The sequence below is a fragment of the Kitasatospora sp. NPDC048715 genome (assembly GCF_043198905.1).
Lineage (GTDB): Bacteria > Actinomycetota > Actinomycetes > Streptomycetales > Streptomycetaceae > Kitasatospora > Kitasatospora lactacystinica.
Genome location: NZ_JBICVH010000013.1, coordinates 37548 through 58807, shown reverse-complemented (window position 1 = coordinate 58807; position 21260 = coordinate 37548). Strand labels below are relative to the sequence as shown.

At 73.0% G+C, this 21260-nt stretch carries 14 protein-coding genes and 2 pseudogenes; 6 read left to right on the top strand and 10 right to left on the bottom strand.

Translation table 11 applies throughout. The features are described from left to right. The first annotated feature begins 8 nt into the window (after window positions 1–8). Window positions 9–1808: a prolyl oligopeptidase family serine peptidase gene (locus tag ACGFSC_RS24120; RefSeq protein ID WP_359897234.1), complete on the top strand. Its 1800-nt coding sequence runs from the start codon at window positions 9–11 to the stop codon at window positions 1806–1808. A gap of 3 nt (window positions 1809–1811) precedes the next feature. Here ACGFSC_RS24120 and ACGFSC_RS24115 read toward each other — a convergent pair whose 3' ends face one another. From ACGFSC_RS24115 to ACGFSC_RS24075, 9 genes and pseudogenes are all read right to left on the bottom strand, one after another. Then, entirely contained in the window at window positions 1812–2204 is a 393-nt protein-coding gene (locus tag ACGFSC_RS24115; protein WP_359897236.1) for a helix-turn-helix transcriptional regulator, read from the bottom strand. A gap of 54 nt (window positions 2205–2258) precedes the next feature. Next, window positions 2259–2627, bottom strand: coding sequence for a hypothetical protein (locus ACGFSC_RS24110; RefSeq protein ID WP_359897237.1), 369 nt, complete (start codon window positions 2625–2627; stop codon window positions 2259–2261). A 77-nt stretch (window positions 2628–2704) separates the two neighbouring features. Next, window positions 2705–2958 (bottom strand): annotated as a pseudogene (locus ACGFSC_RS24105) (chitinase); the annotation flags it as partial. 80 nt (window positions 2959–3038) lie between these two features. Continuing rightward, window positions 3039–4550 (bottom strand): phosphodiester glycosidase family protein, encoded by a 1512-nt coding sequence (locus ACGFSC_RS24100; RefSeq protein WP_359897240.1) that lies wholly within the window; start codon window positions 4548–4550, stop codon window positions 3039–3041. Between the two features lie 15 nt (window positions 4551–4565). Then, window positions 4566–5294: a peptidase inhibitor family I36 protein gene (locus ACGFSC_RS24095; protein ID WP_359897241.1), complete on the bottom strand. Its 729-nt coding sequence runs from the start codon at window positions 5292–5294 to the stop codon at window positions 4566–4568. Between the two features lie 101 nt (window positions 5295–5395). Continuing rightward, on the bottom strand, window positions 5396–9664 hold the full coding sequence (locus ACGFSC_RS24090; RefSeq protein WP_359897243.1) for a LamG domain-containing protein: 4269 nt from the start codon (window positions 9662–9664) through the stop codon (window positions 5396–5398). Window positions 9665–10228: 564 nt separating this feature from the next. After that, window positions 10229–10453: pseudogene (locus ACGFSC_RS24085) on the bottom strand (DUF4436 family protein); the annotation flags it as partial. A 15-nt stretch (window positions 10454–10468) separates the two neighbouring features. After that, window positions 10469–12091 (bottom strand): alpha/beta fold hydrolase, encoded by a 1623-nt coding sequence (locus tag ACGFSC_RS24080; protein WP_392863940.1) that lies wholly within the window; start codon window positions 12089–12091, stop codon window positions 10469–10471. Continuing rightward, window positions 12091–13455, bottom strand: coding sequence for an alpha/beta fold hydrolase (locus ACGFSC_RS24075; protein ID WP_359897246.1), 1365 nt, complete (start codon window positions 13453–13455; stop codon window positions 12091–12093). Before ACGFSC_RS24075 ends, ACGFSC_RS24080 begins: the two co-directional genes overlap by 1 nt. A gap of 1160 nt (window positions 13456–14615) precedes the next feature. Here ACGFSC_RS24075 and ACGFSC_RS24070 point away from each other — a divergent pair. Beyond that, window positions 14616–15878 (top strand): hypothetical protein, encoded by a 1263-nt coding sequence (locus ACGFSC_RS24070; protein WP_359897248.1) that lies wholly within the window; start codon window positions 14616–14618, stop codon window positions 15876–15878. A 74-nt stretch (window positions 15879–15952) separates the two neighbouring features. On the opposite strand, the gene ACGFSC_RS24065 is transcribed toward ACGFSC_RS24070, so the two are convergent. Continuing rightward, window positions 15953–16861, bottom strand: a complete 909-nt coding sequence (locus tag ACGFSC_RS24065; protein ID WP_359897250.1) for a LysR substrate-binding domain-containing protein — start codon at window positions 16859–16861, stop codon at window positions 15953–15955. 266 nt (window positions 16862–17127) lie between these two features. Here ACGFSC_RS24065 and ACGFSC_RS24060 point away from each other — a divergent pair, with 266 nt between their 5' ends. From ACGFSC_RS24060 to ACGFSC_RS24045, 4 genes are all read left to right on the top strand, one after another. Beyond that, window positions 17128–17916, top strand: coding sequence for a gamma-glutamyl-gamma-aminobutyrate hydrolase family protein (locus tag ACGFSC_RS24060; protein ID WP_359897251.1), 789 nt, complete (start codon window positions 17128–17130; stop codon window positions 17914–17916). 86 nt (window positions 17917–18002) lie between these two features. Continuing rightward, window positions 18003–18680: a FadR/GntR family transcriptional regulator gene (locus ACGFSC_RS24055; RefSeq protein WP_359897292.1), complete on the top strand. Its 678-nt coding sequence runs from the start codon at window positions 18003–18005 to the stop codon at window positions 18678–18680. Then, window positions 18677–20116 (top strand): amino acid permease, encoded by a 1440-nt coding sequence (locus tag ACGFSC_RS24050; RefSeq protein ID WP_359897252.1) that lies wholly within the window; start codon window positions 18677–18679, stop codon window positions 20114–20116. The genes ACGFSC_RS24055 and ACGFSC_RS24050 overlap by 4 nt, the downstream gene beginning before the upstream one ends. A gap of 108 nt (window positions 20117–20224) precedes the next feature. Continuing rightward, the gene (locus tag ACGFSC_RS24045; RefSeq protein ID WP_359897253.1) at window positions 20225–21241 is read left to right on the top strand and encodes an asparaginase; all 1017 of its coding nucleotides are present in this window, start codon (window positions 20225–20227) and stop codon (window positions 21239–21241) included. Window positions 21242–21260: the final 19 nt, after the last annotated feature.

Here is a 21260-nt window from a genome sequence, read left to right as displayed (position 1 = left end):
GTGAAGAGTTGACCGATCACGAGCCCGTCATCGACCAGGAACGGTGGAAGGCCAGGTTCCGGGCGGCCCGGGTCGGCCTGCCGGAATGGGCCGCGGACGCCCCGGCCCGCAGCTTCCACCGCTCAAACGCCTCGGGAACCTGGGAGATCCACGCCCGGGACGAAAGCACCGGCACGGCCCGGCAGGTGACCCACCGGGCGAACGGAACCCTCACGGCGGCCATCGACCCGGCCGGCGACTGGCTGTGGTGGTTCGCCGACGCCGACGGCGGTGAGTACGGCGTCTGGATGCGCCAGCCGTTCGACGGCGGCGACGACGAACCGGCCGTCCCGGGCCTGGAACCGGCCTACCCGGCGGGTCTGGCCCTGGGATCGAGCGGTCTGGCGGTCGTCGGCGGTACGGTCCGCGGCGGAACCACCATCCACCTCTGCGTCCCCGGGAAGAGCCCGACGGTCCTCTACCGGCACGAGCAGGACGCCTGGGTCGCCGCGCTGTCCCGGGACGAGTCGCTCATCGCGATCGGGCACAGCGAGGCGGGGGACAGCCGGCACCCGGCCGTGCGGGTGCTGCGCCCGGACGGAACCGTGGTGGCCGACCTCGCGGACGGGCCCGGCCTGGGCGTGCGGGCCGGAGCCTTCTCCCCGTCCCCGTCCCCGTCCCCGGGCGAGGCGTTCCTGCTGGTGGAGCACGAGCGGCGCGGCCGCCCCGAACCCCTGCTCTGGGACGTCCTGACCGGCCGGCAGGAGGAGATCGTCCTCGACCTGCCCGGTGAGCTGACCGCCTCCTGGTACCCGGACGGCTCCGCCCTCCTGATCACCCACACCCACCACGCCCGTCACCAGCTCTACCGCTACGACCTCGCGCACAAGGAGCTGACCCGCCTGCCCACCCCGCGTGGCGTCATCGCGGGCGCGGCGGCCCGGCCGGACGGCACCGTGGCGTTCGCCTGGACCGACGCGGCCTCGCCACCGGTCATCCGCTCGACGTCCGGATCGGTGCTCCTCACCCCGCCGGGTCCGACACCGCCCTCCTCCGTCCCCGTGGAGGACCTCTGGGTCGACGGACCGGGCGGCCCGATCCACGTGCTGATCTCCCGGCCGCCCGGCGGCGGTGAGCAGCCCCACCCCTGCCTCTTCGACGTGCACGGCGGCCCCGCGGGCTGGAACGACGACTCGTACAACCCGCCCGCCGCCGTCTGGGTGGACCAGGGATTCCTGGTCGTGCACCTCAACTTCCGCGGCTCGACCGGCTACGGCTCGCAGTGGCGCGACGCGATCGAGGGCCGCCCCGGACTGACCGAGCTAGAGGACGTCCACGCGGTGCGCGACCGCCTGGTGGCCGACGGGATCGCCGACCCGGCCCGGATGGTGCTCTCCGGCCGGTCCTGGGGCGGCTACCTCACCCTGCTGGGCCTCGGCCTGCGGCCCGAGGCCTGGACGCTCGGGTTCGCCGACGCGCCGATCGCGGACTACCTCACCGCCTACCGGGACGAGACGGAGATGCTCCGGGCGTACGACCGCTCGCTCTTCGGCGGATCCCCGGACGAGGTGCCCGAGCGGTACCGGCGGTCCTCCCCGCTCAGTTACGCCGAGCGGGTCCGCGCCCCCGTCATGATCCTGGCCGGGGAGAACGATCCCCGCTGCCCGATCCGGCAGATCGACCGGTACGTCGAACGGCTGGGCGAACTGGGCAAGGAGTGCCGGGTGTACCGGTACGACGCCGGTCACGGCTCGCTGGTCGCGGAGGAACGGATCCGGCAGACCATCGAGATGATCGACTTCGTCGGCACGCACATCACCACGTCGTGATGTTCAGGGCAGTTCGCCTCGCCGCTCGTACGTCCACACCGCGAGCTGCGTGCGCGAGGTGAACCCCAACTTGCCCAGGATGCGTTCGACGTGGTTCTCCGCGGTGCGCTGGGCGATCGTGAGGCGGGCCGCGATGTCCTTGTTGGTGAGGCCTTCGGCGACCAGTTCCGCGACCTGGCTCTCGCGCTTCGTCAGTCCCGGCACCCCGGCCGACTCGTCCAGGACGTAGGCCAGTGCCTCGTCCACGGTGGTGCGCGCTCCGCGGCGGAACTCACGGTCGAAGGCGGCGACTCCCAGTGCCTCCCGTACCTCGGCGTCCAGGCGCAGGTGCTGCGTGCGCATGAACGGTGCCGCGCCGAGCCGCCCGCCCAGCGACTCCCACAACAGGTGCAGCACACCCAGGAGCCGGGCCGCGCGCCGCGGGGCGTCCCGGGCGCTCCAGGCGATGACCTACACGCACATGGCCACGTCCCACCAGTCCTGGAAGGGGCGCAGCCGGGCGATGGCCGCGCCGGCCCGCGCGGTCGCGTCGGCGGGTTCGCCCGCGCGCAGGGCCAGCAGTGCGCGGGCGAGCAGGGCCATCCCGTGCAGCCAGGACTCGCCGTGTGCGAGGGCGGCCGCCTCGACCTCGCCGCACGCCTCGGCGGCCGCGGCGGCCTCGCCCCCGTAGGCGTGCGCGATGGCGAACTTGACCCGGCACTCGAGCGCCGCGTCGAGGCAGCCCAGCTCGCGGAAATCGGTGCGCGCCCGCGCGAACAGCTCGGCGGCGTTCGCGAAGTTCCCGCGCCAGACGGCGAGGATCCCGTGGTGGTGCCGCACCCACGCCGACTCGCGCCGGTGACCCCCGTGCCCGGCCGCTTCCCGCGGACCGGCCAGGTCCCGATGGGCCTCGGGGCTCAGCAGCTCAGGTTGTTGCCCGGTACGGTGCCGAGCAGTTGGGTGAAGCGCTGGTAGGCGTTGATCCGGCTCTGCACCTGTGCGGGGGCATGGTGCCCGGCCCGTTCTGGGTGTTCCAGTACCAGAGCGCGGTCTTCCAGGCGACGGCCGGATCGGTCCGCACCAGGTTGGGGTGGCGCAGCAGGTCGATGCCGAGGGCATCGCCGGCCGCCTTGTAGCTGAAGTTCCAGCTCAGCTGGATCGGGCCGCGGCCGGGGACGCGGCGCCGGGGCGGCGAGTGGCCCTCCCGCCGGCCGGTCCGACGAGAGGGCCGGGGCGGGCCGGGGTGCGGGCCTACTTGGCGAGGCCGTAGCCGCCGACCGCGGCGTACACGGTGTCGGCGACGTGACGCGGCGCGGAGTCCGTGGTGGTGGTGACGGGCGGTTCGCTGCCGTTCGGGTCGCGCAGGTTGAGGGTGGTCGAGCCGCCGCCGTCCATGTTGACGGCGTCGACCAGGTTGAGCGCCTTGAGCAGCTGGGCGAGCTCGCTGCGGGTGGCCCCGGCGGCGAGGGGCGCGGGGCCGCCCTTCTGTCCCTCGACGGTGACGAAGAAGAGGTGGCCGAAGCCGTCCGCGCCGCCGGCGGTGCGCCAGGCCCGCGCGGTGTCACCGGGCACCTGGTAGACGACCGTGGCGTCGCGGATCAGGACGTCGCCGACGGGGGTGGCGTACATCGCCGGGTCGATCGGCCGCTCGACGGCGCCGGCCGGGGCGCGGCCGAACCAGGTGTCGGCGACGGTGTCGCCGAAGCGGGTGTCGGTGACCACCGTGTGCAGGCTGACCGGCCTGCCGGCGCAGGCGTTGTCCCAGAGCCAGGCCGCGCCGTCGCCGGTGCCCTCCAGGGCCCGTCCGCCGGGCGGCACGTCGTGGCCGCCGCGCGGGGCGTCGGAGACGATGCCGCCGGCGGTGGCGCCGGGGCGGAAGCAGGCGGTGGCGACGCCCGCCGCGTTGAACAGCACCTCGACGCCCGGGTCGTCGTCCGTGGTGGTGGCGGTCTGCTTGAGCAGGTCGGCGGCCGGCGTCCTCGCCCCGAACTCGGGGGTGAACTCGACGATCTCCGACGGGTCGAAGCAGACGCCGCCGGCGACCGTCACGTCCGTGTTGGCGGGGTCGGTGTTGCGCAGGCAGTGGCCGGCCCGGCCGGGGAGTCGGTTGACGCCGTCGACCTTGCGGCTGACGGTGGCGTCGTCGGAGAGCCGCACGGTGAGCGCGGTGCCGAGCTCGGTGATGTACGGGCGGCCGTTCTGCAGCATCAGCACGGAGTTGGCGGGGCGCAGCCCGACGGCCTTGCCGGTGACGGGGTCGTAGGTGTAGCGGCCTCCGCCGGCCTCGCTGAGCAGCCGCCCGTTCTTCATCGAGGTGCCGCCGAGGTCGCCGAGGTAGATCCGGTCGGTTTGGTCCAGGACCACGCCGTCGTCGAAGTAGCCGCCGTTGACCCCGAGGTAGGGGCGACGGCTGGTCACGCCGGTGGTCTGCTCCAGCATCTCCTGGACGGTCTGCGTGGTGTACATGCCCTGCCCGATCGAGCCGTCGAAGGTGATCGGGGCCCGGTTCGGGTCGATGTCCATGACGTTGACCGTCCACGTGCGGTCGGCGTCCTGGTAGACGGTGCGGGTGATCCCGGGGAAGGGCGTGGTGGCCGCGGCCTGGGCGAGGGTGATGGCGCCCAGGACGATGTCGCCCGGGTTGGTGTCGCCGGTCGCCGCGCCGGCCAGGCCGCTGCCGGGGACGGCGAGGACGGAGGCCGCCAGGCCGAGGGCGGTGGCGGTCCGGATCGCGGCGGCCCGCCGGACGAGGGTGTGCTTCATGAGGGGGCTCCCGGTTCAGCAGAAGTCGGTGGCGGGGCGGCCGTTGGCGGCGACGACCAGACGGTCGGAGCTGAGCGTGCCGGCGTAGGGCGCGGGGACGAAGGTGCTGTCGCCGCTGAGGACGACGAAGGCCCGGTAGGTGGAGCCGTTGGCGGTCCAGGAGCCGGTGAGCCCGTTGTCCGGGTAGAAGCAGGCGTGCTTGGCGGTGTGGTTGAAGACGGAGACCGTGCGGTCGTTCCACTCGGCGCCGTAGTCGCGGACCTCGTCCTCGGTGAGGGAGGTCATCGCGCCGCGGCCGCCCTCCTCCGCGAACAGGCAGAGCCGGCCGGTCTCGCAGCGCTCGTAGCCGGTGAAGCAGCCGGCCTTGGACTTGGCGCCCTTGACGGAGGTGACCTTGCCGTCCAGGTGGGTGCCGAGGTCGGCGAGGTCGGCCTGGCCGCCGGGCCGGACGGCCTGGACGGTGCCGCCGTAGGCGCCGTCGGCGTAGAGGCAGGCCCAGTAGGCGGACTGGTTGTCCACCGAGCGGGCCCGGTCGTTCCAGGCGGGGTCGACGCCCTGGACGGGGACCCGGGGGTCGTTGGCGAGCTCGGCGCCCTGGCCGCCGTTCTGGTCGTAGAGGCAGAAGCCGCCGACGGCGCAGTGGCTGGTCCAGCTCGCGGCGGTGGCCCGGGTGCCGGGCAGGAAGGCGATCACGAGCGCCACGAGCAGGATGCCCATGACGGCGCGCGGGAGGTGTTGCCTCACGGCGGAGTTCCCCTTTCGGTGAAGCGGTGGTCGGAACACGGTGGAACGCAGGGCGCGGGCCGGGCGGCCGTGCGGCCGCCCGGCCCGGGCTCCCGGCCCGGTCAGGGACCGGTGGTCGTCGGGATCTCGGTGTTGTAGTCCGCGAGCCTGGCGATCTGAGCCGCACTCAGGATCCCCTGGTAGGCCCAGACGTCGTCCAGCTCGCCGGAGAAGTACTCGCCCCAGGTGCCGGCACCCGTCCTGGCCCGCCCGAACTGCAGGCCCGGGCCGGCGTCGAAGGGCCGCCTGGCCGGGCCCCACGAGGTCCGCGAGACACAGGAGTCGCCGCTGGTGCAGAGCTGGTTCTCCGGCTGCCCGTTGACGTACAGCGACAGCTGTCCCGCCAGGGCGTCGTACGTCACCGCGAGGTGGGTCCAGTTCTCCAGCACGCTCGTGGCGGGGGAGTGGGCGACCACGGTGCGGCCGGTGGTGGCGCCGTCGCCGGTGTTCACCTCGGCCTGCCACTCGCCCAGGTGGGCGCCGGTGGCCGGATCGTCCTTCAGGTAGTGCCAGCGCACGGTGACCGCGTCGCCGTTGGCGCCCGCCTGGGAGAGCACCGTCATGTCCCGGGTCGGGACGCCGGCGGTGTCCGCCCACGCGGCGAGGGTGAAGCTCTGGTCGGCGTGCAGCGGGGTGGTGGCGCTCTGCGCGTAGCCCTTGACGCCGTCCAGCTGGAGTGTGCCGGGAGTGAGGAGGAGCCCGCCGCCCGGGTTGGTCCTCGCGCCGTCGCCGAACTGCGCTCCGGAGGCGGTGCTGTTGTCGTCCGGCGAGACGAGCGGAGAGCCGGCCGCGGTGTCGAGTCGCCAGCGGCCCACCAGCTGCGGTCGCTGCTTGACCAGGTCGGCGGCCTCGGTGGCGGTCACCACCCGGTCGTAGAGGCGGACGTCGTCGATGTCGCCGTCGAAGAAGTCGCCGTTCCTGCCTTCCCGGCTGATGGCGCCGATCTGCACCGGGCCGGGGTCGGGCCAGGGCGTGGTCTGGACGTAGTCCGTCTCACCGACCAGCGTCCCGTTGATGTACAGGCGCAGCTTCTGCGCGGTGGCGTCGGAGACGCCGAGCAGGTGCGTCCACTGGCCCTCGTTCGGGCCGAAGCAGGGGATGCCGTTGACCGGCCCCGTGCAGACCGGCTGGACGGCGCGCACCAGGGTGTCGGCGGCGCTGTCCTCCTTGTAGCGCCCGAAGATCCACTTCTTGCTGTAGGCCGAGTAGTAGAGGGAGAACTCGTTGTTGTGGGCCCCGATCTGGTCGAGCACCACGCGCGCGGCGGTGTCGCCGTCGGCGAGCTTGGGCAGACGCACCCAGCTGGAGACGGAGAAGCTCCTCGTCCCGTCGACCACCGGCCGCGCGGTGCGGGCGTAGCCGCTGGTGCCGTCCAGGCGGATCGCCTTGTCGGCGACGCCGGGGATGCCGAGCTGCGCCGCGCCGGAGACCGTGAGGTCGTCGGACTCCGACGCGCCGGGTGCGGTGCGGGCGTTGCCGTCGAGGTGCCAGACCGCCTTGGCCGGGAGGCCGGTGGCGAGCTGCCGGTCGGCCGCCACGTCGGTGGCCTCGCTCGCGGACAGCGCGCGGTCCCAGACCTTCACCTCGTCCAGCGCGCCCGACCACGGGTCGTTGTAGCCGCTGCGGTAGCGCATCCGGCCGAGCTCCAGCGACCCCCGGGCCGACCAGGAGGCCGGGGCGGCCACCGGCGCACCGGCCGGCACGCCGTTGACGTACAGCATCACGGTCCTGGCCGCGGCGTCGTACACGCCGGTCAGGTGCGTCCACTGGTTCAGCGCCGCCGGACCGGTGGCGCCGGCCAGTTGGTAGCCGTAGCCGACGTCGTCCGTGCTGACCGTCTCGAAGGCCCAGCCGCCGTTGCGCACGCCGAGGCTGAAGCCGGGCATGTACGACCCGGACTGCGAGACCGCCGAGCGGTTGCGGTCGGCGTTGGCGAGCTTCACCCAGGCCGAGACGGTGAAGCTCCTGGCGGTTTCGAGCACCGCGCCCTGGGTGCTCGCGTAGCCGTTGGCCGTGGCGTCGAAGGCCAGGGCCTCGCCCAGGTGCCCGGGGGACTGCGGGCTCGCGCCGGAGCCCAGCGTGGCGTCGGACCCGCCGCCCGTGCCGGTCAGCCTGGTGCCGGAGGCGTCGTCCATGGACCACCCGGCGCGCTGCGGCTGGCCGGCCAGGACGTTGAAGTAGTACGTCTCGGGCTGCGAGGCGTTGCCCGAGCCGTCGATCGCGCGGGCGGTGAGGGTGTGCAGGCCGGGTTTCTCCGGCAGGAGGTTCACCGTGGCGGCCGCGCCGCCGCTGACGGCCACCTCGTTGGTCAGGGCCGTGCCGTCCACCACCCACTGGTACTTGGCCACGTCGGTGGCCTTCGACCTGACGGTGAAGCTTCCGTAGCGGCCGACGCCGTCGGTCCAGGGCAGGGCGGCGGTGGCGTCCGAGGAGCCCGGGTAGGACGAGGACGTGATGGCGGGGCCGTCGGGCGCGGTGGTGTCGACGGAGAAGTAGCAGTCGGTCGGGTCGCCGTCCGAGGACCACGGCCCCCACTCGGCGCCGTCCCAGGCCCGCACCTCCCAGCCGTACTGGCCCTTCGCGGGCACCGGCAGCGCGGGCAGGGTGATCGAGAAGGCCGAGCCGGAGGCCTTGAAGGTGTCGGAGCCGGGCGCGGTGCCCTCCGCGCCGGTGGACCACCAGCGGCGCCGGAAACCGGTGGTGCCGTCGTCCCAGGCGGCGGCGAACTGGAGGCCGACCGCCTCGCCGTCCGGGTCACCGGCCTTCGCGGTGAGCTGGGGCCACTTGTTGAGCTTGACCCCGGTGGACACGCACATGCCGGGCGACATGGTCAGGTCGCTCATCGGGGCCTGGCGCGGAGGCACGTTGTAGCGGACCCGCAGCGCGGCGTCGTCGGTGAACTTCTTCCAGCCGTAGAGGTCGCTCTCGTCGCGGGCCCGCAGCCCGAAGGTGGTGGACGACCAGCCCCAGTTGGCCGCGTCCTGGACCAGGTCGCGGACCGGGCCCGAATCGCCGCCGAACTCCAGTTGGCCGGCCGGGCAGTCACCGCTCCAGCCCTTGGCCGTCCAGATGGTCTGCAGGTAGCGGTTCCAGAACCCGCTGCCGTTCTGGCTGTCCCAGGTGAGGCCCGAGCTGATGTAGCCGGTGTTCCAGAGCTCGACCGGCGTCTGGTGGGTGCAGTCGAAGGACCAGCTCTCGTTGGCGACGAACTCGGCGCTGAGGATGTGCTTCCCGGCGAACTGGCTGGTCGGCACCTGGAAGAACGCCCGCTTCACGTCACGCGGCTGACAGCGCGAGGTGTCACCGCAGTACCCGACGCCCCAGTCGCCGACGTACTTGCCGTTGTAGGTGAAGTGCCAGTACGACTGCGAGTGCCAGTACTGCGAGACGCCCGCCCAGTCGCCGGCGTGCGGCGTGCTCCAGGCCGGGTCGATCATGACCGGGTAGACCGTGCCCGGGTCGTCCAGCATGGACCGGTCCGGGGTGAGGACCATCCCGTCCTGCGTCTTCGGCAGCTCCACGCCGATCCGGGCCACCTTCGCCCCTTCGCCGGGGGCGGCCAGGGACGGGGCCTCGGGCGCTTGGGCCGCGGGTGCCTGGACGGCGGGCGCCTGCGCCGCGAGCGATCGCTCCTGCGGGCGGGAGGTCTGCGCGGGCTCGGCGGCCGGCGCCGCCTTGGTGGCGGAGTCCCACATCACCGGGGTCGGGGCCTCGAAGACCGTGCCGCCGGCGCCCTTGTCGACGGCCGTCATCGAGCCGTCCGCGGCCTGCGCGACCGTCAGGCCGTCGCCCTGGAGGCCGAGCCGGAGCCGCCCGAGCTCGGGGTTCTTCGCGGCCTGCGGGGTGTGCACCACGAGGACCTGGGTGAACCCGGTCCGGGTCGCGGTCAGCCGCAGGTCCACGTCCGGCAGGACCGAGTGGTACTCGGCCGTACTGCCCTTCAGGTCGGGCTTGGGCAGCGGCTTGGGCCAGCTGAGCTTCAGCTCCCGGCCCGCCGAGGCCATCCGCACCAGCGGACGGCCGCTGCCGCCGCCCGAGAACTCCACCTCGGCCGTCGCCGCCTTGGCCGCCACCACGCCGCCCGGCCGCTCGGTGAGGGTCGGGTCGATGTCCACCCAGGTACCGCCCCGGCGCACCCAGTGCGGCTGGACGTACGTCGTCGTCACCAGCTGTCCGTCCGGCTGCGCGACCGTGTCACTGGACTCGCTCCGCTTCTGCGCGACGTCCACCGGCTTGCCCGTCCGCCGTGCCTCGGCGACCGCGAGGCCCTCCGGCCCCTCGGCGGAAACCGCACCGGCCGCCGTCGCCCCCTGACCGGGCCCGGTGCCCACGGCACCCGCGCCGCCCGCGGCGGTCGCCGGAACGACCCCCGCCCCGAGCAACGCCCCCACGGTCAGCGCGGCGGCGAACCAGCCCTGGGCGAATCGCCTCCACCTTTTTCTTTGCACTGTTAACCAATTCGAGATCGACCGACATCGTGAAATGACGGCACCGAATCGGGCCTGCGGGGAGGTCCACGGAACGGGTGAAACCGATGGGGACGCGGCCGGAATCGGAGACATCCCGCCTGGTCGGGCATCGGGTCCGCACTCGATGTCCCGAGCGCGCCGTCGTGTGCGCCCCGTGAAGGCCGTTTCCTCGGCGCCAGGGCAGAACTGTAGGGGGCGCGGGCGGTCGGTAGGCCGGGGCGACCTGTCCGGGCGCCTGTCTCACGCCTGTCTCACGGCTCTGACCTGCTGTTGTTCAAGTCGGAAAGGCACGGAATTGGAGACACCGAGGGGGGATCGGAGGGTTCGACAGGGGGGTCCTGGTGCCCGGATCGGCTCTCCCGTCCGGCATACAGGTTCGTATACGATTCTTGAATCACTGCTGACGGAACCCAAGTCGAAAGGATTTCAGGGAATTGACCAGGATGCGTTTCGCGCCGTGCGCGCGCCGACCGGGATCGTACGGTGCGGTGTGGCACCGTACGGGGTGGTGCGGCGCCCGCCGGTCGCGATGATCGCCTCGGCCCAGAAGAACGCGATGTAGTCGATCGGCGAGCCGATCGGCGGCCCGCCCGGCGCGGCATTGCGCATGCCGACCAGCGCGAACAGGGTCGCCGCCATCCCGCCCACGACGGGGACCGGAAGGCCCTACGGCGCGATCTCGAACGCGGGCGGCTCGAGACCCGCGAGGCAGCCGGTGTCCGGTGCGGTCGGGGTGTCGAAGAACGACCGTGTGATCGACTGGGCGCACGGCGAGTCGGCGAAGACCACGTGGGCGACGTAGGGGACCGTCACCTCCGTGGAGCGGCTGAGCGTGCGGGCGGCATACGGCCCGCTGCTCGGTGCGGTCTGGGCGTCGAACCCGCCGGAGAGCACGAGGGTCGGGACGTCGCTGTCCGTCACGTCCCGGATCGAGTCCGGCGCGGCGGGAACGTCCCAGGCACGGCAGTCCGCCTGGAGGAAGGCGAGCAGCGGGGCATTGGCCACCACCGACCGGGGGAAGGACGGGAAGGCGCGGTGCCCCGCCCGCATCACGTCGGCCCGGCTCTCGAACGGCGTCCACTCGCTGCAGAAGACGCCGTAGGCGAGCCCGTGGGAGACTCTGCCGACGGCCTGCGGGCTGAGCTTGCCGCCCGCCCACTGCTCGGCGATCCGCCGGGGGTCGCCGTGGGCCAACTCGTCGATGGAGCGGGGCACTCCGGCCGCCAGATGGGTGGCGGAGACCAGCCAGTTCACCAGGACCCCGCCGTCCAGTACGACCTCGACCGGCTCCGGGTGGCCCGGGACGGTGACGGTGGTGGTGACCGGGTCGGCTTCGAGCTCACCGACGAGGCGCTCGAAGGTGCCCTTCAGGTCCGGGTAGCGGTCGGCGCAGGCGGGCTGCCGCGCGCAGGCCCCGAACAGGCCGTCGAAGCCCTCGCGTGCCGCCTTCCACGTCACGGCCCCGCCCGCCAGGGACGGCGGCAGCACGCCGTCGATGCCGACCGAGCGGATGCCCTGCGGGTGCAGGCGCAGGTAGGTGAGGGCCAGGTCGGTGCCGTACGAGATGCCGAAGACGTTCCACCGCTCGACACCCAGCGCCCTGCGCAGGTCCGCGTAGTCGGCGGCGCTCTCGGTGCTGTTGTAGGCGCCGAGCTCGGCGCCGCGGCCCTCCAGTTCGTCGTGGCAGGCCCGCGTCGCCCGGACGTGCAGGCGCCCGGTGGAGCGCGCGCCGTAGACGAGGTCGAGGGCGCTCGCGTTGAACTCGTCGATGTTCGGGCAGGTGAGCGCCGGGTCGGCCGAGTAGGTCCCGCGCTGGGACATGAAGATCACGTCCCGGTCGCGGTTCAGGTCGCCGTTGAGCGCCAGGGGGATCTCGGAGACCGCGTCGTCGCCGGGCCCGCCGGCGAGCCACACGATGGGGTCGTCGGCCTTCCGGTGGGTGGCCGGCACGATCGCGACGCCGAGGGTGATCTTCCGTCCCTCGGGGTCGTCCCGGTCCTCGGGCACGGTGAGCGTTCCGCAGCGGGCCCCCGTCAGCGCGGGGGACGGGTCGGCGGTCCTCGGGCAGGGGCCCGGCGCGTAGCGGGCGTGGCCCGCCGTCCGGGCGACGGTGCCGAGGGGCTCCCCGGCGCCGGACGCCGCCCGGGCGGGCGCCGCGGCCGGGCCGGTGGCGAGGCCGGTGAGGAGACCGGTGACGAGGCTTTGGACGAGGACGGCGGCGGTGGCCCCGGCCAGGGTGGTCAGCGGCCGTCGCGCGGTGCGCCGGTGCCGGGCTGGGCGGATGGACATCATGCGGACTCCGGGCCGGGGGTGATGGTGAACGGTTCGGGGGCGAGCCCGGCCACGCAAGCGGTGTCCGGCGGCGCGGTCGGATCCGCCAGGAAGGAGGCCAGGACGCTCTGCGCGCAAGGGGACTGGGGTACCACCCAGTGGCCGATCCCGGGGATCCGCACGGTGGTCGAGCGGGACAGCGTCCGGGCCGCGTACGCGCCCCAGGCCGCCCCGGACTTGGCGTCGAAGGTGCCGGAGAGGACGAGCGCGGGCACGTCGCTGACGGTGGCCACCCGCTGGACGCCGGTGCGGTCCGGGACGTCCCAGGCCCGGCACACGCCGTACTCGAAAGGCAGCTGCGGCGCCTGCGCCAGCACCCGGCCCGGCCAGCCGGGGAAGGCCTCGCGGCCCGCCTCCAGAACGTCGGAACGCGAGTACCCCGGCACCCACTCGCTACACGCCACCGACTGGGTCAGGCCGTGGCCGATCTCGCCGACCGGGGTCTTCGCGCCGGCGGCCTGGGCCCGTGCGAAGCGCTCCGGATTCCCGCCGGCGAGCTCGTCGAGCGCCGCGGGGACGTCGACGGCCTTCACGGAGTTGGCGACCAGCAGGTTCACCAGGGCGCCCCCGTCGAGGACGACCTCCACCGGCTCGCCGCCCGACGGCGGCCGCGCCGCCAGCCGCAGCGGACCCGCCTCCAGGCGCCGGACCTGCTCCGTCAGCGTGTCCGGGAGGTCCGGGTAGCGGCTCCCGCAGACGGGCTGCGCCGCACACGCCGCGAGGATCGCCCCGATGCCCTCCCGGGCGCTGTCCCAGGTCCACGGCAGGCTCACGATGTCCGGGGGCACGACCGAGTCGATCGCGACCGAGCGGATCCCCTCGGGGTGTCGCCGCAGGTGGGTGAGGGCCAGTTCGGTGCCGTACGAGTACGCGTAGACGTTCCAGCGGTCGACGCCCAGCGCCTCGCGCAGATCGGCGAAGTCGTCGGCGTTCTCGGTCGTGTTGTAGGCGTCCAGATCGATGCCGTCGGCCGTCAGCCGGTCGTGGCACTGTCTCGCCGCACGTACCAGCCGCCGTCCGGTCGACGGCGCGTCGTAGCGCAGCCCGACGGACTCCGCGGTGAACCGGTCGATCTCCGGGCAGAGCAGGGCCGGCTGGGAGTGGAGCGTGCCGCGCTGGGCCATGACGATCAGCTCGCGGTCTCGGTTCACGCCGGAATCGAGGAGGAAGGGGACGCTCCCGAACGCGTCGCCCCCGGGCCCGCCTTCCATGAACACCACCGGGTCCCCGGCCGGCGTCGCCGAGACGGCCGGGATGATCGCGACGGCCAGCCGGATGGTGGGTCCGGTGCGGTCGGCGCGGTTCTCCGGGACCTCCAGCATGCCGCAGCGCCCGGGGAGCGGCTCGGGGGTCCGCGGGCAGGCGCCGGGCACGAACCGTGCCGCGGTTCCCGACAGGGGAGCGCGGACGGCCGGTGACACCGCACCGGCCGGCGTCGGGCCGGCCGCCCCCAGGACGGCCAGACCGGCCGTGGCGAGCGCTGTCCCGGTGCGTGCGCCCCGGGAGCCTCGCCGTCCCCACCGGTGTCGCGCCGGTATTCGCCCGGACCGGGCGCTCCCGTGGACGGACGGCGGGTGGCCCGGGCTGTCGCCCTGTCCCATCATGTGGTCCCGTCTCTCTCACGGCCCCGGAACGGACGGCGCCGCGTGGTGCCGGCCGCCGCCGCACGGTTCGTCCGGGGACTGCGCAGCCCAGCCTCGGGCCGCCGGGAGACGGCCACCACTCGTGGGCTCCACTCGGAGCAGTGGCCGCTCCGGCCGCGGCGGGCGGCGTGGCCGCCCGGGCCGAGGCCGCGGTCACAGTGCGACTACAGCACGGTCCTCACCTCGGGCCGGATCCAGTCGCCGGGCCAGCGCCGGTGCCTGGGGCGGCGTCCAGGCGAACAACTACCGATGTGCTCCGCCGAGGCCGACCGGCCGGGCGCGTCGTGGGCGGGTGGCCCCGTCCACTGCCAGGGACGCCGGCCGTCCGCAGCAGCAGCCCACTGCCGACGGGGAAGCCCGTTCCGGGCGACGCCGGATCCTGGGGCTGCGCCTTCTCCAACGGCTGCCGAACCGGGCGTTGCTGCGCACACCCCGCCGGCGCTCGAGTACTGAGCCCGGCACAGCGGCGTGTCAGGGCCCTTCCGGTTCCGCCCGGGTGCCCGGGACCGTCTGGGCCGCCGGTTCGGACGGCTCCATGCAGGTTCCGCACGCCGGTGCAGGGTTCCGGCGTGGACTCGGACTTCCTGTCTTGCTGTCTGACAGGTTCACGCGCTGATCATGCGACGCCCGGTGACGTCGCGTCAAGGCCGGATTCATGCCCTGCCGTGCAGGTGGGGGCATCGGCGTTCTGCGATCGCCCGCCCTCGGCTCCGCTCGTGCACGGACCCTCGCGGCGTGACAAGTCCACTACTGATCGGATTTGATCGTACGACTCTCGCAGGGCAGGCTCGGTGCCGCACAGTGGCGGAACCGCCACGGTCCGGCACGGAGGGAGCCGCATGTCCGGGACCGAAGACAGCAAACCGGCCGCACACGTCGTCGTCGGGTACACCCCGCAGGACGGTTTCGTCGCCGTCCAGCTCAATCCGCCACCAGCGGAGTACGTGTGGCACGACCGGCAGGCCGAGCACCACCAGGAACGGTTCGGGCCGGGTAACGGCTACCAGCAGTGGCTCGCCGTCGATGCCGCGACCGGTGCCGTCTGGTTCGGGGACACCGACTGGCGAACGCGGGACGAGGACGCCGACCTCTGGTTCCCGGGACACCGCCGGGCCACGGTCGGCGATGGCGCTCTGCCTTCCCCGGCGGTCTTCGCCCTCCCGCTCACCCACCGCGCTGTTGACGACCAGGGCACCGACACCTGGCGCTTCTTCGGTGCCGAGGAGCTCCACGCACTGGTCCGGCGGGTACTGCCCCTGGTCCAGCGGGTGATCGGCTCGCTGCACCGTGTGGGCCCCGGCGAGGATCTGGAATGGTCCGCCGAAGCCGCCACAGCCTGGACCGATCTCGAACAGGCTTGCCGGTACACGCTCGACGAGACGGGAACGGTGGTCTGGGCCGAACCCCGCATGAGTCCGGTTCCCGCATGGCGGGTCGAGGTGGCCGACTTCCTCGCCCGGAATCCGGAGCTGTGCGACCCGGCTTGGGCGACGGCCACCGACGCCGAGTTGGACGGCTGCGCCGCTTACGAACCCGAATCCGGTTACGGCGGCGTTCCGGGACGGATGTGCGCTCCGGCGGGCGTTCGGATCGAGGAGGGTTACGCGTTCTACGGTCACCGCGCGGCTCTGTACGCCCACCGCGCGGCCGCCTGCGGCGACCGCGTCCCGGTCGAGGCCGGGCTCTGGCTGCGGACCAGCGATGCCGGACGGAGCAGCTGGGAGAGCGCGAAGGTCGTGGGAGCGAGTCTCGCCGACGCCCCTGACTGCGTGTTGGACCACCTCGCCGAGACGTTCCGCGGCGCTGCGGCCGACGACGGCGTGGTCCTCACCGGCCTGACGGCCTACCTGTGGCAACAGCGGGCCGAGGAAAGGGCGGCGGTGGACGACATGCTCGCCGCCACGGGGGAGGAACTCAAGCGCCTGGAGGAGTTGCTCAAGGACGTCCGCCTGGTCCGGAACACGGTCCTGACCCGAGTCCTCAGCTGGACCGACGGGCGGGACGACGAGGTGATCGCCCGTCTCGCGGCGATGTCCCCCGTCGCCGTGGCCGAGTGGCGTGAGCGGCTCACCGCCGACCGGAGCATCCCCTCGGGGGCGTGAGCGGTTGCCCGGAGGGCCGGCCCACGGGCGGCCGGCATCCTTCGGCCGCGCACTCGTCGCGGCGTCGCCCCGGCTCATGAGAGGGCGGCCAGTGCCTGCGCGGCGAGCATCCGTTCCAGGGCCAGGAGGGCGCGCGGGGCGTGCCGGGTGTCGATGCGGACGGTGTAGATGAAGCGCGTCAGCTCCGGACCGGCGAGGGGACGCGCCACGACCTGGGTGATGCCCGGGGGAAGGGCCAGCCTCGGCATGACGGCGACGCAGAGGCCGGCGGAGACGAAGCCGAGCACGGTGTTGAAGTCGTCGCCGTCGTATTCCAAGCGGGCCTGGAAGCCCGGCGTCTTGGCCATCTGGGCGAGCAGTTCCAGGCGCAACGCGGCCTCCGGAGCCGCGATCCACGTCTCGGACGCGAGGTCTGCCAGGTCGATGACGTCCCGGTGGGCGAGGTGGTGCTCCGCCGGGACGACTGCCACGACCGGGTCCCGTGCGACCAGCAGTCGGCGCAGCGTCCGGGGCGGTGGCACCGGAATGAAGTCGTAGTCGTAACTGAGGGCCAGGTCCATGTCCCCCCGCTTGAGCCGGTTGTAGCCGGCGTCCGGTTCCACCTGGGAGAGGCTGACCTGCACGTCCGGATAGATCGAGTGGAGCTCCGCCAGCGCCTTCGGGACGATGCCCGCGGCGGAGGAGGCGAAGGCGCCGAGCCTGATCCGTCCGGCCGTGCCGGCACGCATGGCGTCGAGTTCCACGGCCGCCGCCGCCAGTGCGCTCCGCACGCGCTGCTCGGCGTCGAGGAGGACCCTGCCGGCCGGGGTGGCGCGCACGGGTCGGCGCTCGATCAGGATGAGGCCGGCGCGGCGTTCGAGTTCGGCGATCTGTTGCGATACGGCGGGTGCGCTGTAGCCCAGCTCGCGGGCGGCGGCGTTGAAGGAGCCGTGGCGGACCACGGCTTCGAGGGTGGCGAGCAACCGGGGGTCGAGTCTCTGCACGGAGTTAAGGCTCACTTATCTGTCGCGAAGATGTCTTTTCTTGTGCTTAAGCATGAACGGCAGCAGGATTCTTGCTCGCGGCCCGAATGCGCAAGCCTCCGCCCCCGGGTCCGCGACCCACCCCACCCGCCTCGGGCGCGTCCGTGTGCCCGAGGGGCCGTGCACCCCCTCCTCCCCAGCCCGCCCGCACCCGCCTCCGTCGAGCGGATGGGCCGGGGGGAGACGGCCGTCGACGATCGACCCCCCGCCCCCTGGAAGGAAGTGGTATGCCCAAGCCACTCATCGGACTGACCACCTACCTCGCCGATGCCCAGTGGGGGGAGTGGGAGCTGCCCGCCGCACTGCTTCCCGCGGCGTACGTCAGCTGCCTCCAGGCGGCGGGCGGCCGTGCGGTCCTGCTGCCGCCGGACGCGCCGGAGGCCGCGCCCGACGTCGTCGCGCGTCTGGACGCGATCGTCCTGACCAGCGGTGAGGACGTGGATCCCGCGTTGTACGGGGCGCGGCCGCATCCGTGCACGGGACCGCCGGTGCGCGAGCGCGACCGGTGGGAGCGGGCCGTGCTGGCCGAGGCTCTCGCGCGTGACGTGCCGGTGCTCGGAGTCTGCCGCGGAATGCAGTTGATGAACGTGCACGCGGGCGGCACCCTGATCCAGCACCTCCCCGAGAGGCTGGGTCACCACGGGCACAACCTGCACGGCGGGCACTTCTCCCCCCACGCCGTCACCACGGTGCCGGGGACGCGGATCGGTGCGCTCCTTCCAGGGACCCGCAAGGTCGCCACGCACCACCACCAGGCGGTGGAGTCCCTCGGGGCCGGCCTGATCGTGGCCGCCCGCACGGCGGACGGCACCGTCGAGGCGATCGAGAGCACCCGGCACCGCTTCGCGGTCGGCGTGCAGTGGCATCCCGAGATGGCCTTCGACTCGGCGGTGGTGCATGCTCTGGTGGCCGCGGCCAGGTCGACGTCGACCCCTGCGCCGACTCGCGTCGGCGAGCGAGAGGTGCGTGTGCGGCCGAGTTCACCGGAGGTCTCGCGGACGACTCCGGGGTCTTGACACCACGGCGCTCCGAACCCCAGGATCAGCCCGTGAACCTGTCAGACAGCCAGACAGGTGGGGCGATCCCGCGGCGCGTCAGCGCGATGGAAGCGGTCTTCGGCCACCTGCGCAGCGCCATCGAGCGCGGTCAGTACGCCGTGGGGGACAAGCTCCCCTCGGAAGCAGAGCTGTGCCGGACCCTGGAGGTCAGTCGGCCCGTGCTGCGGGAGGCACTCCGTGCCCTGCAGGCCATGGGCCTGACGGTCTCGAAGACCGGAAAGGGCACCTTCGTCGTGGCGAACACGGTCGAGGAACCCACCTTCGGCGACTACGCGGCCGGCGACCTCCTGGAAGTCCGCCGGCACGTCGAGATCCCGGTCGCCGGCTACGCGGCGCTTCGCCGGACCCCGGAGGACCTGGACCACCTGGCCCACTTGCTCGACCGGATGGAGCGGGAGACCGACACCACCGCGTGGGTCGCCCTGGACACCGTGTTCCACCTGGCGGTGGCCGAGGCCTCCCGCAACCCGGTGTTCCGCCGGGTGATCGAGGAGATCCGTGATGCACTGGCGCGTCAGTCGACCTTCCTCAACGAATTCTGTGGTAGGCGCGAGCAGTCCAACTGCGAGCACCGGGCGATCGTCGAGGCCCTGATCGACGGTTCCGAGACCGACGCCGTCGAGGCGATGTCCCACCACCTCCACCGCGTGGAGGCCACCCTCACCGACATCGTGCGCCCCCAGCGGGCGGACACCCCAAGAGAAGGCAGAGCCGAGGCGTGAGCGAGCAGTTCCTCAAAGACGAGAAGCGCCCCACGACCCGTCACGTCGACGCCGGTGACGCCGGCTACAGCAAGTCCCTGAAAGCCCGGCACGTCAACATGATCGCCATCGGCGGTGCCATCGGCACCGGGTTGTTCCTCGGCGCGGGCGGCCGGCTCGCCGATGCCGGGCCCTCCCTGTTCGTCGCGTACGCGATCTGCGGAGTCTTCGCGTTCCTCGTGGTGCGGGCGCTCGGCGAGCTCGTCCTGTACCGCCCTTCCTCCGGCGCCTTCGTGTCGTACGCCCGGGAGTTCATGGGGGAGAAGGGCGCGTACACCGCCGGCTGGATGTACTTCCTCAACTGGGCGACCACCGGCATCGCCGACATCACCGCCGTCGCCACGTACACCCACTACTGGCACCTGTTCTCCGACGTTCCCCAGTGGGTGGTCGCGCTCGTAGCACTGGCCGTCGTCCTCACCGTGAACCTCATCTCGGTGCGGATCTTCGGCGAACTCGAGTTCTGGTTCGCCATCGTCAAGGTCAGTGCCCTGGTCGTCTTCATGGGCATCGGGATCTTCCTGCTCGTCACCCGGCACCCGGTCGACGGCGTCGTACCCGGTCCGTCGCTGATCACCGACAACGGCGGGATCTTCCCCAACGGCCTGCTGCCGATGCTGTTGATCATCCAGGGCGTCGTCTTCGCCTACGCCTCCGTCGAACTGGTCGGCGTGACGGCCGGGGAGACCGAGAACCCCGAGAAGATCATGCCGAAGGCGATCAACTCGATCATGTGGCGCGTGGGCCTGTTCTACGTCGGCTCGGTCGTGCTGCTGTCGATGCTGATGCCGTGGAGTGCCTACACCTCCGGCCAGAGCCCCTTCGTGACGGTGCTCTCCCACATCGGTGTCCCGGCGGCGGGCAGCGTGATGAACCTGGTCGTCCTCACGGCGGCGATGTCCTCGCTCAACTCGGGCCTCTACTCCACCGGCCGCATCCTGCGCTCCATGGCCGTCAACGGATCGGCCCCGCGCTTCACCGCCCGGATGAGCCGCAGCCACGTGCCCTACGGCGGCATCCTGCTCACCAGCGGCATGTGCGTCCTCGGTGTCGGCCTCAACTTCGTGGTCCCCGCCGAGGCGTTCGAGATCGTGCTCAACCTCGCGGCCGTCGGCATCATCGCCACCTGGGGCATGATCATGGTCTGCCACCTGCTGTTCTGGCGGAAGAGCACGACCGGTGAACTGACCCGCCCCGGCTACCGACTGCCCGGCTCGCCCTGGACCGAACTCGTGACGCTGGCCTTCCTCGCCGCCGTCCTGGTCCTCATGTACGCCGAGGGCGGAGCCGGACGCACCACCGTGCTGTGCATACCGCTCATCGCCGCCGCACTCGTCGCCGGCTGGTACACGATCCGCGGGCGCGTCGCGCGCACCGCCGCCGGAGCAGACGACTGAACCCGGGCGGTCCGGGAGGACCGCGCGGACCCACCGCGCGTCCGCCCGGGCCCGCCGCCCGCAGGCACGTAGGCCAGCGCCCCCACACCATCACCGATCGAGGCAGTCATGCTCACCAGCCCCCTCACGGACGCGCCCGCGATCCGTGAACCCCGCCACGCACCCGTCGCCCACGTCACCCGGAGCGGCGTGGTCGAGAGCACCCACTACGGTTCCGTCGTCGTCCTCGGCGCCGACGGCGAGGTCCGGTTCCAGCTTGGCGACGCGGAGGCCGCGTTCTATCCGCGATCGGCCCTCAAGCCCGTCCAGGCCGTCGCCATGGTCCGCGCGGGACTGCCGCTCGACGGCGAACTGCTCGCCCTGGCGATGGGCAGCCATTCCGGCGAGGGACGCCACCTCGCCGGTGCCCGGCGGATCCTGGAGCTCGCCGGCCTCACCGAGGACGACCTGCGCAACGTTCCGGACCTGCCGTTCGGCCCGGCCGTCCGCGACACCTGGATCCGGGAGGACCGTGCTCCCTCCCGGCTCGCCCAGAACTGCTCCGGCAAGCACGCCGCGATGCTCCACCTCTGCAAGCTCAACGGATGGCCGCTGCAGGACTACGACGCCCCCGAGCATCCGCTCCAGCGGATGATCGCGGAAGTCGTGGAGGACCTCACCGGCCAGCGCATCGCGCGCGCCACCGTGGACGGCTGTGGCACCCCCCTGTTCGCCGTCTCCCTGCGCGGCCTGGCCCGTGCCGCCGCGCGCATCGCCACCGGCGCGCCCGGGACCCCCGAATTCAGGGTGGCGGACGCCCTGCGCAGCCACCCGGAGATGGCCTCCGGTGCGGGGCGGGACATGGCCGAGCTGATGTACGCGGTACCCGGGCTGCTCACCAAGGACGGCTTCGAGGGCGTCCAGATCGCCGCGCTGCCGGACGGCCGCGCCATCGCCCTGAAGATCGCCGACGGGGCGAACCGGGCGCGCGTCCCGGTGGCGGCGGCAGCCCTGGCGCTGGCGGGAGTCGACCCGCGGCTGCTCACCGGGTTCGCGGGGGAGCCGGCGACCGGCGGCGGCCGGCCCGTCGGCGGCGTGCGGCCGGTGGCGGCGCTGGACCCGTCGGCCCTGCTCGCCCCCGCGTGACCCGACCCACCACTCCGAG